The organism is Streptomyces sp. NPDC020875 (assembly GCF_040641415.1).
Lineage (GTDB): Bacteria > Actinomycetota > Actinomycetes > Streptomycetales > Streptomycetaceae > Streptomyces.
On record NZ_JBFADP010000005.1, the window covers coordinates 116045 to 132753 of the forward strand.

Sequence of the window (16709 nt, forward strand, 5' to 3'; positions counted from 1 at the left end):
CCGCCCGTACGCTTCCGAGCCCCGAGGAAAGAACCCCGTACCCGTGACATCCCAGCCGCCCGCGCCGCGCCCACCGGCGCCGCAGCCACCGCCGGCCCCGCCCACCCCGATCCGGGTCGCCCAGCTCGATCTGGCCGGTCCCGACGGCGAGGTCCTCTCCTTCGGGCCCGCGCTCCCGCCCGCCGCCGCGATCGACAGCGGCGACGACGTCTACGCCCTGGTCCGGGTCGGGGGCCGCCCCGTCGCCACCGTCGTCTGTACGGTCCCCGCGGGCAAGAACCCGGCCGACGCCGTCGCCGCCCACGCCCGCGCCGAACTCGCCAGGACCGGGATCCCCGTGCCCTCCCCGGCCACCGGCACCCCGCCGCGTACCAGCGTCGTCGTCGCCACCCGGGAGCGCGCCGACCGGCTCGCCCACGCCCTGGACTCCCTGCTCGCCCAGGACCACCCCGACTTCGAGATCGTCGTGGTGGACAACGCGCCCGTCACCACCGCCACCGAGGAACTCGTCACCCAGGAGTACGCGGACCGGGCCGTCCCCGTCCGCTACGTCACCGAGCCCGTCCCGGGCCTGGCGATCGCCCACAACCGGGGCGTCGCCGCCGCCGACGGCGAGATCGTCGCCTTCACCGACGACGATGTGATCGCCGACCCCCGCTGGCTCACCGAACTCACCCGGCCCTTCGCCGACGACCCCGGACTCGGCTGCACCACCGGCCTCATCCTCCCCGCCCGGCTCGGCACCCCGGCCCAGATCCTGCTGGAGAGCCACGGCGGCTTCGCCAAGGGCTTCGCCGCCAGGACCTACGACCCGGCGCTGCCGCCCGCCGACGAACCCCTCTTCCCGTTCACCGCGGGCAGCTTCGGCTCCGGCGCCAATATGGCCTTCCGGGCCGCCGCCCTGCGGGCCGCCGGCGGCTTCGACCCGGCCACCGGCACCGGCACCCCCGCCCGCGGCGGCGACGACCTCTACGCCTTCGTCGCCGTCCTCACCGCCGGATACCGGCTCCGCTACAGCCCCGAGGCGCTGGTCTGGCACCACCACCGCGAGACCTGGGGCGACCTCACCAACCAGGCGTACGGCTACGGCGCCGGGCTCACCGCCTATCTCACCGCCGTCCTGGTCCGCCGCCCCGCACTGCTCCCGTCGCTGCTGCGGAAACTTCCCCGCGGCCTGGCCCGCGCCCGTACGATCACCGCACACCGTGACTCCGGCGGCGCCGCCGTACCCGGGGCACACGGCACGCACGACTATCCGTGGCCACGGCAACTGTCCCGGCTGGAGCGGCGGGGCATGCTCGCCGGACCCCTGGGCTACGCCAAGGCGCGCCGCCAGGTGCGGGGCGTCCGGCCGCCGTGGGAGCCACGGGGCGAGGAGCAGCCATGAACGACCGCGCGAACGGTCCGTACATCCCCGTTCTCCTGTACCACGCGGTCATGGAGGACCCGCCGGAGTGGATCGCCGAATTCACCGTCACCCCGCGCCAGTTCACCGACCAGCTCGACGCGGTGGTCGCCAGCGGGCGGACGCCGGTGACCGTCGGCGCGCTGGTCGAGCGGCTCGCGGGCGGCGCCCCGCTGCCGGACCGGCCGGTGATCATCACCATCGACGACGGCTTCGCCGATCTGCCGGGGCCGACGGCGGAGGCGCTGGCGGAACGGTCCCTGCCGTCGACGGTCTATCTGACCACCGGGGCGATCACCCCCGGCGGCCGGAGCCTGCTGCCGCCCGCGCCGATGATGACGCTCTCCCAGGTTCCGCTGCTGGAGCAGTACGGGATGGAGATCGGTACGCACACCGTCACCCACCCCCAGCTCGACACCCTCCGCAAGGGCGCCCTGGAACGGGAGCTGCGCGAGCCCCGCGAGGTGCTGGAGGACCTGCTCGGCCACGAGGTGACCCATCTCGCCTATCCGCACGGCTACAGCAGCCGGGGCGTGCGGCGGGCGGCGCTGCGCGCGGGCTACACCTCGGCCGTCGCGGTCCGGCACGCGCTCAGCTCGGAGACCGACGACGCCTACCGGATCGCCCGGCTGATCATCCGCCGGACCCACACCACCGCCGATGTGGAGGGCTGGCTGGCGGGCGGCGGGGTGCCCGTCGCGCCGTTCCCCGAGAGCGTCAAGACCATGGGGTGGCGCTGGTACCGGCGGGCCAGGGCGGCGGTCCGGGGACCGGTCTTCGCGGGCTGACCGGGCGACCGCCCGGCAGGTCGACCGCCCCTCGGACCCCGGTCACCAGGGGCGGTTCTGGCGGAAGTACGGATCCGCCACCGCGTCGGCCAGGCTCTGCCAGGAGGAGTCCCGGGCCAGCGACAGATCGCAGTGCGGGCCGGGGTCGCGCCAGTTCCACTGGAGGGCGGCGCGCACCCCGTCCAGCTCCTTCACCACGGACGGCACCTCCTCGTACCACTCGGCCTGCCTGCCGGGCCGCTCCGGATCGTCGGCCGAGCCGAACTCGGAGAGCATCAGCGGCTTGTCGGCCGAGATGTGCTGCCGGATCCAGCGGTGCACCTCGTACTGGGTCTCCCCGAAGGAGACCCAGTCGGTGTCGTGACAGCGGTAGTAGTTGTAGCGGTTGTAGGCGATCCAGTCGACGTACTCGTCCCCCGGATAGAGCCGGGGGAAGAGTTCGTTGTTCCCCGGATAGCCGGTGATCGTCCAGGTCCACACCACATTGGTGACGCCCAGTTCGGCGAACCGGTCGTGGATGTGCCGCCAGGCGGCGACGAACTCGGCCGGGGTGCCCGCCGCCGGGATCCGGGTGTCCATCTCCAGGTCGAAGGAGAGGAAGAGGGGCTTCCCGTACGCCTTCACCCGCCGCGCCTGGACGTCGATCACGCTCTCGTCGAGCGCCCCCGACGAGATCTGGGTCCAGCGCGGCTGCTGGGCGTCCGTACCGCCCCACCACTTGCTCTCCCACGACAGCAGCAGCATCCGCTCCTGCCCGACCTCGCGCTCCTGCTCGGTGACGAGCTGCCCTTCGAGATCGTCCGTGGACATGTCGTGGTAGGCGTAGACGATGTCGAGCTTCCGTCCGATCCGCTCCTCGTACTCCCGGACCTTCGCCACCAGTTCCGGCTTCTCGTGCCGGACGTACGCGCCGAACCACGCGCCGCACGGCGGTACGAGCAGCTCGGTCGCCCGGCACTCGGGGGAGTCGGGCGAGGGGCGGGCGTCCTCGCGCGGGGTGGTGCCCGCCAGGGCGACGGCGCCCAGCAGCAGCGCCCCCACGAGGGCCGCGGACAGCGCGATCCACAGCCTGCCGTGGTTCTTCACGTGCGGTGGTGCCTTTCGGTGCGCGCCGGTCACTTCCCCCTGGCGGGGGGCGCCGGGTCCTCGTAACGATGTCTGCCCTCGGGGAGCTGCGGGCATGCGGCGGCGATCGCCGTCAGACCGAGGAGCAGCAGCAGGACGCCCGTTCCGCTGAAGGACTCCACCGCGATCAGGCCCGTGGCGGTCAGCACGGTCAGTCCCATGCTGAGGAAGAGGGCGAGCATCGCCAGCTCCAGCCGGTCCGAACCGTCGTCGAAGCCGGTCTCCCAGTCGTCCTCGGGGCCGACGGCCCGGTCGCGGCGAAGCCGGGGCGCGCAGACCCGCAGCACCGCGACCCCGGGTCCGGCCAGCAGGAAGACGGAGATCGGCAGCCAGCGCAGGAGGTTGCCGTCGGGGAGGACGGTGGCGAGCAGGGCGACGAGTCCGGCGGCGACCGGGCCGAACCGGACGGCCAGCGCCTCCCGGTCGGTGAGATCGATGTCCGCGACGGAGCCGAGGCCGCGCGGCGCCGCCCCGGTCCGGCCCCGTCCGGGCGGTGGCCCGGCGGACGGGCCGGTGGCGGGCCCGGGCCGGGCCTGCGGCGGCGGTCCCGGCGGGGACCCGGGCGCGGGCGGCGGCCCCGCCTGCGCCGGCGGCGGGAACGCCGGTCCGGCGCCCGGCTCCCGGCGGCGCCGGCGACCCGGCCGGTTCGCCCGGTCGCCCGGCCCGTGCGGGTCGCCGTACGGCTCCGGGCCCCGCCCGGGCGTCCCGGACGGCTCCCGCGGCTCGTACCCGCCGCCGTACGACCCCTCGGCGGGCCCCCGCCCGCCTTGCCCGGGACCCCGTCCCGTACCGTCTCCCGGTCTCATGACGCCCTCCCCGACGCGCGCTTCAGCCGGTACACGACCCCGGCGTCATTGCCCGCGACCTTCTCGAACAGCGGCGACGCCGCCACGTCCTTCTCGATGGCGGCCATCTGCTCGGCGGTGAGCAGCCCGTTCATCTCCGAGTTCGCCACCTGGGCGCGGGTGTACAGGAAGTACGCCTCACCCGGCGGCCGTACGCCCGACATATCGCTCGCCAGCGTCTTGGCCGGGGCCTTCACGATGTCGTCGACATGGAACTTGGCGTCGTCCAGGAACCAGTAGTGGTCCACGTCCCAGTAGCGGTCGTACGCCGCCGGATAGTTCCGGTGCGCCGCCACCACCAGGGACCCCTTGGGGGCGGTCCGCAGCAGGTCCTTCACCAGCTTCACCTCGGCGGGCGGGAAGTAGCTCAGCCGGTCCTTGCCCATATAGCTGGGTACGTAGAGCGCCGTGAGGACCACCAGCACCACCGCCGGGACGAGCCCGTAGCGGATCCCGGTCTCCAGCCGGGGCCGCTCCGCCGACGCCCTGGCCTCTTTGGTCACCGGCAGCAGCGCCACGGCGGCGAAGAAGGCGAGGTAGGGCAGCATGAACATCAGTACCCGGAAGATCATCTCGCTGCCGTAGCCGTTGGCGACCGCCAGCAGCGGCGGTACGGCGGCCAGCAGCAGCAGCGGCCTGGCCCGGGTACGCAGCGGCTTCCCGCCCCGGAACACCCCGACGGCCGCCAGCAGTACCACCGCGGCCGACAGCAACCGGGCCGACCAGGAGGCGAACAGCGCCCCGGAGCCGGTGGGCACGGAGCCGTACCCCCGCTCCAGATTGCTCCCGACGTCCCCGAAGGACTTGATCATGTCGGGGACGGCTTCCCTGAGGAACGGCAGCGACGCGGTCAGATTCCATGCCGCGAAGACCAGGACCAGCACGATCACCAGGGTCCAGTCCCGGTAGCGCCCCATCACACAGAGCGCCGCCAGACTGACCACCAGCATCACCGGGGTGAGCTGATGCGCCACCACGATCGCCGCGATCAGCGGGATCAGCAGCGCCGTCCACACCATCTGCCGGGCCCGGCGGCCCGGTGCCGGGGCCTCCGCCCGGCGCAGCGCGACCGCGATCACCCCGAGGTAGAGCGCGAAGGCCAGCGACTGCGGCGAGAAGTAGTCCTGGCCGACCCAGTTGGCCGCGTAGAAGATCCAGACGGCGGTCCAGATCAGCCGCCGGTCCTGGGTGAAGGTGCGGTAGACCAGCAGCAGCGGCAGCAGCAGCATCAGACTGGAGAGCAGCGGCCACCAGGACATGAAGGCCAGCGCGTTCTCGGCGCCGGTCAGATCGACCAGCGCCGCCTGGGCCGTGAAGAAGCCGGGCCACTGGTCGTAGACGGCCATCTCGCGCAGTTCGGCGCCCCGCTGGAGCCGTCCGGCGTCCAGCAGATGCTCGATGATCGCGTCGTGCTTCCACGCCCAGGCGTACAGCGGGGTCGGATAGACCACGGCCTGGGTGGCGCGTTCGAAGACCAGCAGACCCACGGTGTACGCCAGCGGCCACCACTGGCTCCGCCGGGGATCGCGGACGACGTACCAGAAGCCGCCGGTCAGCACGGCGAGCCCGAGCCAGAAGACGATCGGCAGCTCGCGGAAGAGACCGAAGTCGGAGAGGTCGGAGACATCGACGACGGCCACCGCGATCGCCCACAGCAGCAGGGCGGCGGCGAGCGGGGCGGCCAGGGTGATCAGGGTCCGGCGGTCGGGCGCCGCCGCCCGCCGCTCACTCCGCCCCGCGCGCCGCGACCCGCCCGGGGACCCGCCGCCGGGCCCGCCCGGAGCCGTACCCGTACGCGTACCGCCGCTGTTCACCGAGGCGCGCAGCCGGGCCACGGAGAGCCCCATGGTGGGCTGGTCCACCACGGGCCCCGGCGTGCCGTCGCCCCGGCGGCGCCGCCCGGACGGGGCGGTGCGCCCGGACTCCGGCCCCGGTCTGCCGGAATCGGCGGATGGTCGTTGCACGCTTCACCTCGGATGGTTCTCGGTCTCGCACGTTCGGCTCGACTGCTCATGGAGTTCTGGGGGCTCGGGCGGCGGTCCCGAGGGGGTCGTACGGGCCGGGCTCCGGCCGCTCATCCGGTCCGCCCGGTCATCCGGCCCGCCGCCCGTCCCCGGCGTTCGACCGCCCGGCCCCCTCAAGGGATGTACGGGACGACCGGACCGCCCGGGTCACGATCAGGGCCAGCACGGCGACCGTCAGCAGCAGTTGCAGCGGCAGCGCCACCGGGGCCAGGGCCCGTTGCAGCGCCCAGCCGCAGACCACCAGCACCCACAGCGCGCCCCACTGCGCCTCCTCGGGCACCCGCAACGTCCTGGCCAGCGCCATCAGGGCCACCAGCAGGAAGAACTGGCTCACCGTCGGCAGCCAGCGCAGCGCGCCCTCCGGATCGGACCAGCCCGCCGCCGCCCCCAGGAACCGGGCGAGGGTCTCGTACCACGCGCCGTCGGCGGGTTCCGGTTCCCAGCCCAGCGCGGCGGGCGCGGTGTGCAGGGCGGCGAAGGTCACCACCGACGCCGCCGACAGCAGCCCGGCCCTGGGCCGCAGCAGCGACAGCGCCGCGCTCTGCACCACGATCAGCAGCACCACCGCCGCCACCGTCACCGGCGGCAGTGCCTTCAGCAGCTCCTTGCCGGAGAGCACGGCCGACGGCGGCAGATCGGGCGCCGCCAGCAGCGGACCCCAGAACAGGGCCACCGCGAGACCCAGCAGCAGCCAGAGCGCCAGCGCGACCCGGGACTCCGCCGGACCCGAAGGCTGCTCGACCGGGACGGTCTCCTTCGGCTCCGGCGGTACGAAGACGGGGATACCGAACGCGGGCGTCGCCGTGTCGTGGCCGCTCCACACATAGGCGGCGCCGTACTCCTCCTCGTCCCGGGCCACCCGGTCCCGCCGCTCGGCGGCCTTCCGCGCCCAGTCGGAGCCGTACTCGGCCTTCTTCGCGGGCCCCCGGGCCACCAGCCGCGCCCACAGCTTCGACGGCGCCGGCTCCTTGCCCGCCAGCGCGCCGCGCAGCCCCGGCGCGACCACCACGGCCATCACCAGCATGGAGAGCAGCATCGCCCAGCCCGCCCCGGAGATCCCCGCCGGGCCCAGCATCATCGCGGCGCTGCCCAGCACCAGGGCGCACATCAGGCCCTGGACGACGGCGAGCATCCCGGTCCTGCCCTGGACCCGCAGGACGCCGATATACAGCTCGACGGCGACCCGGGGCAGCGCGGCGGCGGCCAGCAGCCGCAGCACGGTCGTCCCGTTCTCGGCGTACGAGGCACCGAACGGGGCCAGGATCAGCGGGGCGAAGAGGACCAGCACCCCGACCACCGGGACCAGCAGCAGCGCCATCCGGCGGAGCGCCCCGCGCACCCCGGCGGCGAGGGTCTCGGGGCTGTGCGAGGCGTGCGCGGTGAGGGACGAGGCCATGTTGATGGCCATGAACTCCATCGTCCCGCCGACGGTGTACGCGATGTAGAAGTAGCCGTTGTCGGTGGCGTCGAAGCGGACCGCCACCATCACCGGCAGCAGATTGATCATCGCCAGCGAGAACATGGCGCCGACGGAGTCGCCCGCGAGGAACCGGGCGATCTCCCGCAGCCGGGGCGGTTCGCGGTCCCGGTCGGCGGCGGACTGCCGGGGGATCAGCCTGCGGAAGATCAGCCACGCCAGCGGGGCGGTGGAGAAGGCGATCGCCGCGCCCCAGGAGACGAAGATCCCCAGCACCGGCAGGGCGGTGGCGAACGCGGCGAGCAGCAGCAGTTTGCCGATGGAGAAGACGGCGTTGCCGATGGGCACCCAGAACGCCTGGCGGAGCCCGGTGAGTACGCCGTCCTGGAGGGTGAGCAGCGCCCAGCCGACACAGGACAGGACGAAGGCCACCCCGGGCCAGAGCCCGCCGAGTGGTTCGTACGAATCGCCCCAGAGCGGCAGGGTGAGCAGGAAGCCGGTGGAGACGACGGTCACCACGATCGAGCTGACCAGGTACATCCGCCACACCAGGGGGCCGGTGCGGCGCCCGGCCCGGGGGACGTAGCGCACCACGGCGCCGATCATCGTGGTCGCGGTGACCGAGGCCAGCAGCCGCATCGCGGCGATCGCGGCCGAGCCCTCGCCGACGGCCTCCTGGGAGTAGTAGCGGGCGGCCACCAGCCAGAAGCCGAGGCCGAGGGCGGCCGATACGGCCGTGGAGAGCATCAGGGCGTAGGCGTTGCGGAAGAGCGAGTCGCCGCCGCCCTCGTCGGACCGCGCGCCCTCCCCGTCGCCGTCGCCGCCCCGGTCGTCGCCGGGGGCGGCGGGGCGGTGCGGGGCGGCGACCGCCGCCGACCAGGGGACCCTGCGGAGCATCATGGTGTCGGACGGGTCCGGCAGCGTGCGCAGCCGGGTTGTATCGGTGTCAGACACGCGGCTCGCCCGGGAAGGGACCCGGGGAGGCCGGGGTCCGGATCTGGACGGTGTGGTCCTCCAGGACCAGATCCGCGGCGCGGAGTTGCATCGTCGACTGCTCGTCAAAACCGGAGGAACCGGGTGAACCAGGTATCCCGGACTGTACGGGCGAACCGGATATCGGGGTCTGTGCCGGTACGGGCCCGGCGGCGTCCTGGGCCTCCGGATACGGGCTGAACGCCTCGGTCGTCAGGGTCCGCGACGAGGGCCGCCGCACCTTCCGGCCGGTGGACAGCGGATGCCCGCCGCGCTGCCGCGGTGTGAACGGCGGCGCGGGCGCCACCCCGGCCCGGTCGAGAACCTTGAGGATCTTGTCGGCCTTCAGCGGGTCGGCGGGCATCGCGTGCTTGCCGAACCACTCGGCGGCCTCCGGCGTCCGGGAGTGCTCGGTGAAGGCGGCGGCGTAGACGTCCAGCGGCGGATCGTAGAGATAGCCGGTGTGGATCCGGTTGCGGTGCAGCAGATTCCGGGTCCCCTCCCGGTCCTCGACCAGCAGCGGCACCTGGAACAGGGGCTGTACGGGGCCGGGCCGCCGGATCGCCCACCGGGACGCCAGCAGCTTCGCGGTGCCCGAGCGGTACTCCTCCAGCAGGGGGTCGAGTCCGGCGAGCATCCGCTCCGTCCGGCGCAGCCGCAGCGGACCGGGCCGCATCCGGTAGTCGTGCATATCGACCTTGACCCAGTCGTTGAAGGGGAGCAGCGCCGGGGCGTGGTTCAGCGCCTCCACCAACTGGGCGGCCCGCAGCGGCATCCGGATCTCGGGCCCCCGCTCCTCCATCCCCAGCATCCGGACCACGGCCCAGGCCAGCGATGTCAGCCGGAGCCCGCGGACGGCGGACTCCAGATAGGGGCGGATGCCGTACGCCAGCTCGGAGACCGTGCTCGACGGGGCCAGCAGTTCGTCCCTGGCCGCTTCGAGCGTCCGGCGGGTCCGCGGATCGGCGACCGCGAGAATGCCGCCGGTCCGGGCGCCCAGATGCTTGCCGAGACTGAATGTGGACGCCTCGCCGAAGGTGCCGACGAGCTTGCCGCCGACGGTGGTGCCGATGGCGTGGGCGCAGTCCTCGATCAGCGGGATGCCCATCAGATGGCAGCGGGAGCGAAGGGCTTCCATCGGGTCCGGATTGCCGTAGATATTGACGGTGAGGACCGCGGAGAGGCCCTCCCAGGTGGCGTCCGGGATGGCGGCCACGTCGATGGAGCCGTCCTGGTGGTGGACCGGCGCCATCACGGGTTTCAGCCCGGCCGCGAGCACCACGAAGAAGATGACGTCGTCGTTGACGGGCGCCATCAGTACCCGGCCGCCCGGTTTCACCCAGTGCCGGAGCGCCAGATACATGCCGAGCCGGCACGACGGTACGTACAGACAGTCGCGGCCCAGCCGGGCCCGCATCATCTCCTCGATCGCCGCGAAAGGCGACGAGGACGATACGGACGGCGGCCGACCCACCCCTTGAGCCATTTCGTCCCCCCAAGAACCCGTCGCCAATGTGGACCACGCCGGTCGGCCGCGTCAATGACGGAAGCAGGGCCCGCTCCCGGGGGAGGGGCCCTGCTTCCGTCATCGGCGGAGGCTTCGGCTCCGCGCCGTCGTCACACCATGGTCGACCGGGGGGTCACTCTTCGAGGGTGAGCCCCTTGCGCAGCCTGACCAGAGTCCGGGAGAGCAGCCGGGAGACATGCATCTGGGAGATGCCCAGCTCCTCACCGATCTCCGACTGCGTCATATTCGCGACGAAGCGCAGGGACAGGATTTTACGGTCCCTCGGCTGGAGCCCCGCGATCAGGGGCTTCAGGGACTCGATGTACTCGATCCCCTCCAGTCCGTGGTCCTCGTAGCCGATCCGGTCCGCCAGCGCGCCCTCGGTGTCGTCCTCCTCGTGCTGGGCGTCGAGGGAGCTGGCCGTATAGGCGTTGCTGGCGGCCATGCCCTCGACGACCTCGTCGCGGGAGAGTCCCAGATGCTCGGCGAGTTCGGCGACCGTGGGGGAGCGGTCCAGCCGCTGGGCCAGCTCGTCACCGGCCTTCGCCAGATCGAGCCGCAGCTCCTGCAGCCTGCGCGGCACCCGGACGGACCAGCTGGTGTCCCGGAAGAAGCGCTTGATCTCGCCGATGATCGTCGGCATCGCGAAGGTGGGGAACTCCACCCCGCGGGCCAGCTCGAACCGGTCGATCGCCTTGATCAGGCCGATCGTGCCGACCTGGATGATGTCCTCCATCGGCTCGCTGCGGGAGCGGAACCGAGAGGCGGCGAACTTGACCAGCGCGAGGTTCAGTTCGACGAGGGTGTTACGGACGTACGAGTACTCGTGCGTCCCCTCCTCCAGTTCGTGGAGGCGGGCGAAGAGCGTCTTCGACAGGGCACGGGCGTCGACCGGACCGATCTCGTCGAAGGGAACCTCGGGAAGACCGAGGCCGGCGAGCGGGTCCGGCGTCTCCGGCGCGGCCGTCGTGTGCGGTGCTTCGGGTACTGCTACTGCGGTCGCTGATGCTTCCTGTGCCGTCGGCGCGGTGGCGGGGGTTACCAGTGCGTCGAGCCGGGGTGACATGAGTCTCCTCCATCGTTCTCGGCATAAGGCTGCCGAAGCCCATTGCGAGCTGCGGTGAGCGGCGCCTCCAATGCCGGTCCTGGGACGGTCCCGTTGCGGTGTGTTTACAAGCCCTACCCGGTTCTCCCCACTCGATGCAAATGTTGTTTGTGCAAAATGTCCGCTTTGCTGGGGTGTTGAGGGGATGCCGCATGGCTTCCGGGTGCTCAGAAGGCGTAAAGTCGGAACCTCATCACATGCGTGAAGGGGCGTACATGGACCGCGCTACCGCCATGGGCGGCGTCAGTCAGGACCGCCTCCGGGTCGACGTGAGGACCGAGGGCCGCAGCGCCGTCCTCGCCCCGGCAGGTGAGCTGGATCACCATACGGCCGAACTGCTCAGCCTCCCCCTCGACCAGGCCCTCGCCGACGGCAGGTCACGACTCGTCGTCGACTGCTCCCGGCTCGACTTCTGCGACTCCACCGGACTCAACGTCCTGCTCACGGCCCGGCTCAAAGCCGAAGCCGCCGGAGGCGGCGTCCACCTCGCCGCGATGCAGCCCGTCGTCGCCCGGGTGCTGGAGATCACCGGAGCGGGCGCCGTCTTCACCGTCCACGAAACCGTCGAGGCCGCCCTGGACGGCTGAGCAGCACCTTCCGCGTACGAACGCGGACTTTTCCGCTCCTGGCGAGGGTGAGTGTCGTCACCGATCAGCGGGGCAGGAGAGATTCCACAGGACCTGTGCGGGGCGCGCGCCGCCGGGCAACCTGAACTCCAATAAGCAGGCGATCCGGTGAATCGGTGAGGTGAAGCGCTGATGAGCACCACCCGGCCACAGGCGGGCGATCTCGGTCCCGAACCGAGCGACGCCGGGGGCGAGGCCCCCAGCAGGCGGTACGACACGATCGTGCCGCGTGTCCCGGGCCGCACCACACGTCAGGTGCGCCGACTTGCCCTGGCCGATGCCAGCGGCATCGTCCCACTCGCCCGGGACTTCACCCGGCAGGCCCTCTACGACTGGGGCTGGCTCCCCGCGGCGGGCGCCGACCGCCGGGCCGCCGCCGAAGACGTCCTCCTCGTCGTCTCCGAACTCGTCACCAACGCCTGCCTGCACGCGGACGGCCCCGACGAACTCCGCGTCACCCGCGACGGCAAAGTCCTCCGCCTCGAAGTCACCGACGGCGGCACAGGCCAACCCGCCCCCCGCACCCCCCACCGCGCCGGCCGCCCCGGCGGCCACGGCATGTTCATCGTCCAGCGCCTCTGCCTCGACTGGGGAGTCACCCGCACCCCCGGAGCCCCCGGCAAAACAGTCTGGGCCGAACTCGCGGCGCCGTAATTTTTGTGGCTCGGTTCCCCTCCGGGGCGCTTCAGCCGTGTTCTTCAGTCGATCGTGCTCGACCGCTCGTACCTCGCGGCCTGCGCGCGTTCTCCTTCCAGAACACGACGCGCCCCTTCGACTCACTCGCCCTCCGGGGCGAGGGCAGGACGAGGCACTCCAGGGCACGCGGCTTGAGAAGGGTGGGCCGGGCCTCACGGCTGACTCACCTCTACGCGTCCGCCCCCGCACGTCCCCCGGCTCCCGCCCCGGGAAAAAGGCCGCTCCGAATCCGTCCGCGCGTGCTCTAATCGCCCGATGCCCGAGATCTCTCCAGAGCTGATACGACGGTGGCTGCACGGCTGGACCACGGCCCGAGCCGTCCCGGCGGCCGAACCGGTCGGGGCGGCCGGTGACGGTCTGCGCTCCGAATGCCACCAGCCCGGCCGTGAGGTCGAGGTGTTCGCCCTCCGCGCCGACGACGATCCCGGCTCCCTGGCCCGCCTGGCGAAGACCGTGGCCTCCGCCCGGCGTACGACCTGGCTCACGGTCCCCACCCACCACCCCGACACCGTCGAATCCGCCGTACGGGCCGCCGGACTGGAGGTGCTCCACCGCTCCGAGTGGCTGATGGCGACCGACCTCACCGGCCATCCGCGCCACGAGCCGGCCGCGCCGTACGAACCCGAGGTACGCACGGAGGGCCCGGTCACCACCGTCACCCTGCGCGCCCCCGACGGCACGGTCGCGGCCTCCGGCACGATCGCCGTGGTCGGCCCCGACGCGATCGCCGACCGCATCGAGACGGCCCCCGCCCACCGCCGCCGCGGCCTGGGCCGCGCCGTGATGAGCGCCCTCGCGGAGGCAGCCCTCTCCCAGGGCGCCCGTACCGGCCTCCTCATCGCGAGCGAAGAGGGCCGACACCTCTACACGTCCCTCGGCTGGCACCACGAGGCCGACGTCCTGATCGCCCGCTCCCCGGCGGTCAACTAGGGTGTGCCCGGCCCGCCCGCTGTCGCGCCCGGCTGTTCGCGTGCGTTCGGGGCGAGGGGATCCTCCGCCGTGCGACGTAGGTCCGCCGTCGGATGTGGCGGGGCGCCGCACGTCATAGCCTCCCCGCATGACGACAGCCGACTCCCGTCCCAGCGGCCCCCGTAGCCCGGAGCAGCGCAAGCGCGAGGCGCTGGAACGGCTCGCCCGGGACAACGACGTATGGGTCGCCACCGCCGACGCCACCGGTGAGCCGTGTCTCGTTCCACTGGCCTTCTGGTGGGACGGCGAGGCGGTTTGGCTGGCCACCCGCGACACCAATCCGACCGGGCGCAACCTGTGCGCCTCGGGCCGGGTCCGGCTCAGCTTCGGCCATACCCGGGACGTGGTCCTGATGCACGGCACCGCGCGCGTGCTGACCCGCGAGGAGCTTCCGGCCGGGGTCGGCGACGCCTTCGCCGCCAAAGACGGCTGGGACCCTCGCCGGGACCACCCCTCGTATGTCTTCTTCCAGGTCACCCCGCAGGTGGTGCAGGCGTGGGGAACGGTTTCCGAGATGGCCGGGCGGACCCTGATGCGCGGCGGGAAGTGGCTGGTCTGACGCGCCGGTGACGCCGCCCGGGGTCCGGGCGGCGTCGCGTGGGGGCTACCGCGCCCGTTCGCGCAGGGTCGCTTCGATCAGGTCCGCCGCGCGGGTCGTGCCGCCCTCCGACTTCGCCGAGGTGCGGAGGGCCGCCGAGCGGGCGGCGGTCTCCGGGGAGTCGGTCAGGTCGAGCAGGGCCGTACGGAGGGCCTCCGGGGTGGCCGACGGGGGGTCCAAGCGGCGGGCCACGCCCAGGGAGACCAGACGGTCCGCGTTCATCTCCTGTTCCGAGGTACGGGGGACCGCGATCATCGGGACGCCCGCGAGCAGGCCCTCGCCGCAGCCGCCCATACCCGCATGGGTGACGAACGCGTCCGCCCCGGCGAGGATCGCCCGCTGCGGGACCCAGTCGTGGACCTCGACGTTCGACGGGATGTCGCCCAGTTCCGCCGGGTCCGTGTACTTGCCGATCTGGAGGATCACCCGCCAGCCGGGGAGGTCGCCGTAGGCGGCCAGGCAGGCGCGGTAGAAGTCGGGGTGCCGGGTGTCGGCCGAACCCAGGGAGACCAGCAGGATCTTCTCGGCGTCCGCCGGGCGGGACCAGGTGCCGGAGGCGCCGGAGGTGAGGGCGAAGCAGGGGCCGACGAAGGTCACCGCCTTCTCGTCGACCCGGTCGGCGTTCGGCTGCATCGCCCGGCTGATCAGGGCGAGGCCGCGGGACGGATGGCCGCTGAAGGTCTCCAGGTCCAGGGTCGTCGCGCCCGAACCGGCCAGCCAGTCGGTGAACTTCGCCCGGTACGCGTCGGCGCCCGGCAGGGCCCAGATATGGACCGCGACCTCCTCCGCGTAGCCGTCCCAGCCGACGAAGGTGGGGGAGAGCTGGACGAGGGGCCGTCCCTGCGACTCGGCGATCACCCGGGCCGCGTAGGACCCGATGTCGTACAGATAGAGGTCGGCCGGATCGCGGTCGTAGACGGCGCGGAGTGCCGGGAGGTTCCGGATCGCGTCGTCCAGGAAGAGTGTCATGGCGGCGATCGGGTCCTCGGGCCAGTCGTTGTCGGCGACCGGCAGTCCGGAGGAGAACGGGACGAGTTCGGCGCCGGTGGGCTCGATCAGGTGAGCCACCGCGGGGTCATTGGCGTAGGTGACGCGGTGGCCGCGGGCCACCAGCTCCCGGATGATCTCCAGGCTGGGCAGAACGTGGCTGACGGCGGGGATACCGACCATCGCGATATGGGCGCGCTGACGCGACATGAGGAGTACTCGCTTCGACTGTGGAGACGGTTGACATCACACGGACGCGGCGGACCGACCCGGGACCGGCCGAGCGGTACGGGTACGGAAAGACGGGCCGCGACGCGTGGATCCGCGCACGCCGGAGTTTCAGCCGTCCGCTGTGCGGGCGGCGGCGGGCGCGGGCACTGAGGTCAGTGCGACGACCGGAGGCGGACGGTGTGCCGCGCGTAGACGAAGGAGAGGGACATGCCGGTGACCCTAACAGGGGCCGCGCCCCGGCGCGCCCGATAATCGGGCGCGCCGGGCGGTCCGGCGGACGGTCCGGCGCCGGTCAGGAGGTGTCCTTCGGGGCCTCGTACGGGGTGAACGAGACCAGGCACTCCGAGGTCCGCAGGTCCGGGGTCAGCGTCAGGGGCACCGACAGCGTCTCGGTGAAGAACCGCTCCGTCGGCACCTTGCAGATCCGGTGGCAGAGCGCCGGGTTCGTACTGGTGAGGAACGTACAGCGGGTGATCTGCCGCTCGTGCCGCCCGGTCCGCCGCATCGGGCCGACCAGCCAGCGGAACAGGCCGGGCGTCAGCAGGGTCAGGATCCGGGTCGCGGTCCGGGGGAACCGGCGGGCGAACCGGCCCAGCAGCCGGACCGTCCGCGGGCCGCCCATGAAGTCGGTATAGCCCGCCGCCACGGTCCGGCCCAGTTCGCCGTCGTCGGTGAACTTCCGGTCCTCGTGGAAGGTCGAGTCGACGAACTTCGCCCAGTCGTCCCGCTCCGGCGAGCGGTACTCCAGATGGCGGGCCCGGATCTTGTTGAACTTCTTCAGGAACAGGGAGTCGAGCACGATCGTGGTACCCCCTCGTGAGTCGGTCAGCCGACGGTGCCGAGTCTCTCCTTCACGCCGGGCCACTCGGCCCGCAGCACGCTGTAGTACACGGCGTCGCGGCGGCGCCCGCCGGGCATGTAGTTGAAGGAGCGCAGTACGCCCTCCTCGGTGGCCCCGATGTTCCGCAACCCGCGCCGGGCCTGCTCGTTGAGGACATCGGTCTTGAACTCGACGCGCTCCGCGCCCAGCCGCTCGAAGGCGTGCTCCAGCAGCAGGTACTTCACCCACCGGTTGACGCCCTTGCCGCGGAAGTCGCGGCCCAGCCACGACCAGCCGATCTCCAGCCGGGCGTCGGCCTCGGCCAGGTTGCCGTAGCACATGCTGCCCGCGATCCGGCCGGACGCCTTGTCGGTGACGACGAAGACGATCCGGCGGCCGGCGGCGGTGTCGTCGAGGGCCGCGTCGAAGAAGAGCTTGAAGTCCCGCTCGTCCGAGACGGCGGCCACGAAGTACTTCCAGATGTCGGGGTCCATCGCCACCGCCCGGACGCCCTCACGGTCGGCCTCGGTGACGGGATGGAGCCGTACGCGCTCGTTCTCCAGAACGGCCGGCGCCTGTTCTGCCCAGCTCATG

At 72.4% G+C, this 16709-nt stretch carries 15 protein-coding genes; 6 read left to right on the forward strand and 9 right to left on the reverse strand.

Features of this window, described 5'->3' with window-relative positions; translation table 11 throughout:
• Positions 1 to 43 precede the first annotated feature (43 nt).
• Both AB0G74_RS04685 and AB0G74_RS04690 read left to right on the forward strand, forming a co-directional pair.
• A complete protein-coding gene (locus AB0G74_RS04685; protein WP_361140718.1) occupies positions 44 to 1387 on the forward strand; it encodes a glycosyltransferase family 2 protein in 1344 nt (447 codons plus the stop codon).
• Positions 1384 to 2193, forward strand: coding sequence for a polysaccharide deacetylase family protein (locus AB0G74_RS04690; protein WP_361140720.1), 810 nt, complete (start codon positions 1384 to 1386; stop codon positions 2191 to 2193). The genes AB0G74_RS04685 and AB0G74_RS04690 overlap by 4 nt, the downstream gene beginning before the upstream one ends.
• A gap of 42 nt (positions 2194 to 2235) precedes the next feature.
• Here AB0G74_RS04690 and AB0G74_RS04695 read toward each other — a convergent pair whose 3' ends face one another.
• From AB0G74_RS04695 to AB0G74_RS04720, 6 genes are all read right to left on the reverse strand, one after another.
• Positions 2236 to 3279, reverse strand: coding sequence for a glycosyl hydrolase (locus AB0G74_RS04695; protein WP_361140723.1), 1044 nt, complete (start codon positions 3277 to 3279; stop codon positions 2236 to 2238).
• Positions 3280 to 3308: 29 nt separating this feature from the next.
• Positions 3309 to 4124, reverse strand: a complete 816-nt coding sequence (locus AB0G74_RS04700) for a hypothetical protein (protein ID WP_361140726.1) — start codon at positions 4122 to 4124, stop codon at positions 3309 to 3311.
• The gene (locus tag AB0G74_RS04705) at positions 4121 to 6127 is read right to left on the reverse strand and encodes a glycosyltransferase (protein WP_361140728.1); all 2007 of its coding nucleotides are present in this window, start codon (positions 6125 to 6127) and stop codon (positions 4121 to 4123) included. The genes AB0G74_RS04700 and AB0G74_RS04705 overlap by 4 nt, the downstream gene beginning before the upstream one ends.
• Positions 6128 to 6254: 127 nt before the next feature.
• Complete coding sequence (locus AB0G74_RS04710; RefSeq protein ID WP_361140730.1) at positions 6255 to 8558, reverse strand: lipopolysaccharide biosynthesis protein; 2304 nt, start codon at positions 8556 to 8558, stop codon at positions 6255 to 6257.
• The gene (locus tag AB0G74_RS04715) at positions 8551 to 10062 is read right to left on the reverse strand and encodes a DegT/DnrJ/EryC1/StrS family aminotransferase (protein ID WP_361140732.1); all 1512 of its coding nucleotides are present in this window, start codon (positions 10060 to 10062) and stop codon (positions 8551 to 8553) included. Before AB0G74_RS04715 ends, AB0G74_RS04710 begins: the two co-directional genes overlap by 8 nt.
• A 154-nt stretch (positions 10063 to 10216) precedes the next feature.
• Positions 10217 to 11149 (reverse strand): RNA polymerase sigma factor SigF, encoded by a 933-nt coding sequence (locus AB0G74_RS04720; RefSeq protein WP_361140734.1) that lies wholly within the window; start codon positions 11147 to 11149, stop codon positions 10217 to 10219.
• A 254-nt stretch (positions 11150 to 11403) separates the two neighbouring features.
• Here AB0G74_RS04720 and AB0G74_RS04725 point away from each other — a divergent pair, with 254 nt between their 5' ends.
• The 4 genes from AB0G74_RS04725 to AB0G74_RS04740 all read left to right on the forward strand — a co-directional run bounded on the left by AB0G74_RS04725 (position 11404) and on the right by AB0G74_RS04740 (position 14038).
• Positions 11404 to 11775 (forward strand): STAS domain-containing protein, encoded by a 372-nt coding sequence (locus AB0G74_RS04725; RefSeq protein ID WP_358825796.1) that lies wholly within the window; start codon positions 11404 to 11406, stop codon positions 11773 to 11775.
• A 171-nt stretch (positions 11776 to 11946) separates the two neighbouring features.
• Complete coding sequence (locus AB0G74_RS04730) at positions 11947 to 12468, forward strand: ATP-binding protein (protein WP_361140736.1); 522 nt, start codon at positions 11947 to 11949, stop codon at positions 12466 to 12468.
• A 297-nt stretch (positions 12469 to 12765) separates the two neighbouring features.
• Entirely contained in the window at positions 12766 to 13440 is a 675-nt protein-coding gene (locus tag AB0G74_RS04735) for a GNAT family N-acetyltransferase (protein WP_361140738.1), read from the forward strand.
• 127 nt (positions 13441 to 13567) lie between these two features.
• The gene (locus AB0G74_RS04740) at positions 13568 to 14038 is read left to right on the forward strand and encodes a pyridoxamine 5'-phosphate oxidase family protein (RefSeq protein ID WP_361140740.1); all 471 of its coding nucleotides are present in this window, start codon (positions 13568 to 13570) and stop codon (positions 14036 to 14038) included.
• A 45-nt stretch (positions 14039 to 14083) separates the two neighbouring features.
• On the opposite strand, the gene AB0G74_RS04745 is transcribed toward AB0G74_RS04740, so the two are convergent.
• From AB0G74_RS04745 to AB0G74_RS04755, 3 genes are all read right to left on the reverse strand, one after another.
• Complete coding sequence (locus AB0G74_RS04745) at positions 14084 to 15274, reverse strand: macrolide family glycosyltransferase (RefSeq protein WP_361140742.1); 1191 nt, start codon at positions 15272 to 15274, stop codon at positions 14084 to 14086.
• Between the two features lie 313 nt (positions 15275 to 15587).
• Entirely contained in the window at positions 15588 to 16094 is a 507-nt protein-coding gene (locus AB0G74_RS04750; protein WP_361140744.1) for a beta-carotene isomerase domain-containing protein, read from the reverse strand.
• Between the two features lie 26 nt (positions 16095 to 16120).
• The gene (locus tag AB0G74_RS04755; RefSeq protein WP_361140746.1) at positions 16121 to 16708 is read right to left on the reverse strand and encodes a GNAT family N-acetyltransferase; all 588 of its coding nucleotides are present in this window, start codon (positions 16706 to 16708) and stop codon (positions 16121 to 16123) included.
• Between the last annotated feature and the right edge of the window lies 1 nt (position 16709).

Excerpts from the sequence above, each read along its gene's own strand:
- AB0G74_RS04690 (WP_361140720.1), top strand. The coding sequence starts at position 1,384 with ATGAACGACCGCGCGAACGGTCCGTACATCCCCGTTCTCCTGTACCAC.
- AB0G74_RS04700 (WP_361140726.1), bottom strand. The coding sequence starts at position 4,124 with ATGAGACCGGGAGACGGTACGGGACGGGGTCCCGGGCAAGGCGGGCGG.
- AB0G74_RS04715 (WP_361140732.1), bottom strand. The coding sequence starts at position 10,062 with ATGGCTCAAGGGGTGGGTCGGCCGCCGTCCGTATCGTCCTCGTCGCCT.
- AB0G74_RS04720 (WP_361140734.1), bottom strand. The coding sequence starts at position 11,149 with ATGTCACCCCGGCTCGACGCACTGGTAACCCCCGCCACCGCGCCGACG.
- AB0G74_RS04725 (WP_358825796.1), top strand. The coding sequence starts at position 11,404 with ATGGACCGCGCTACCGCCATGGGCGGCGTCAGTCAGGACCGCCTCCGG.
- AB0G74_RS04730 (WP_361140736.1), top strand. The coding sequence starts at position 11,947 with ATGAGCACCACCCGGCCACAGGCGGGCGATCTCGGTCCCGAACCGAGC.
- AB0G74_RS04735 (WP_361140738.1), top strand. The coding sequence starts at position 12,766 with ATGCCCGAGATCTCTCCAGAGCTGATACGACGGTGGCTGCACGGCTGG.
- AB0G74_RS04740 (WP_361140740.1), top strand. The coding sequence starts at position 13,568 with ATGACGACAGCCGACTCCCGTCCCAGCGGCCCCCGTAGCCCGGAGCAG.
- AB0G74_RS04745 (WP_361140742.1), bottom strand. The coding sequence starts at position 15,274 with ATGTCGCGTCAGCGCGCCCATATCGCGATGGTCGGTATCCCCGCCGTC.
- AB0G74_RS04755 (WP_361140746.1), bottom strand. The coding sequence starts at position 16,708 with ATGAGCTGGGCAGAACAGGCGCCGGCCGTTCTGGAGAACGAGCGCGTA.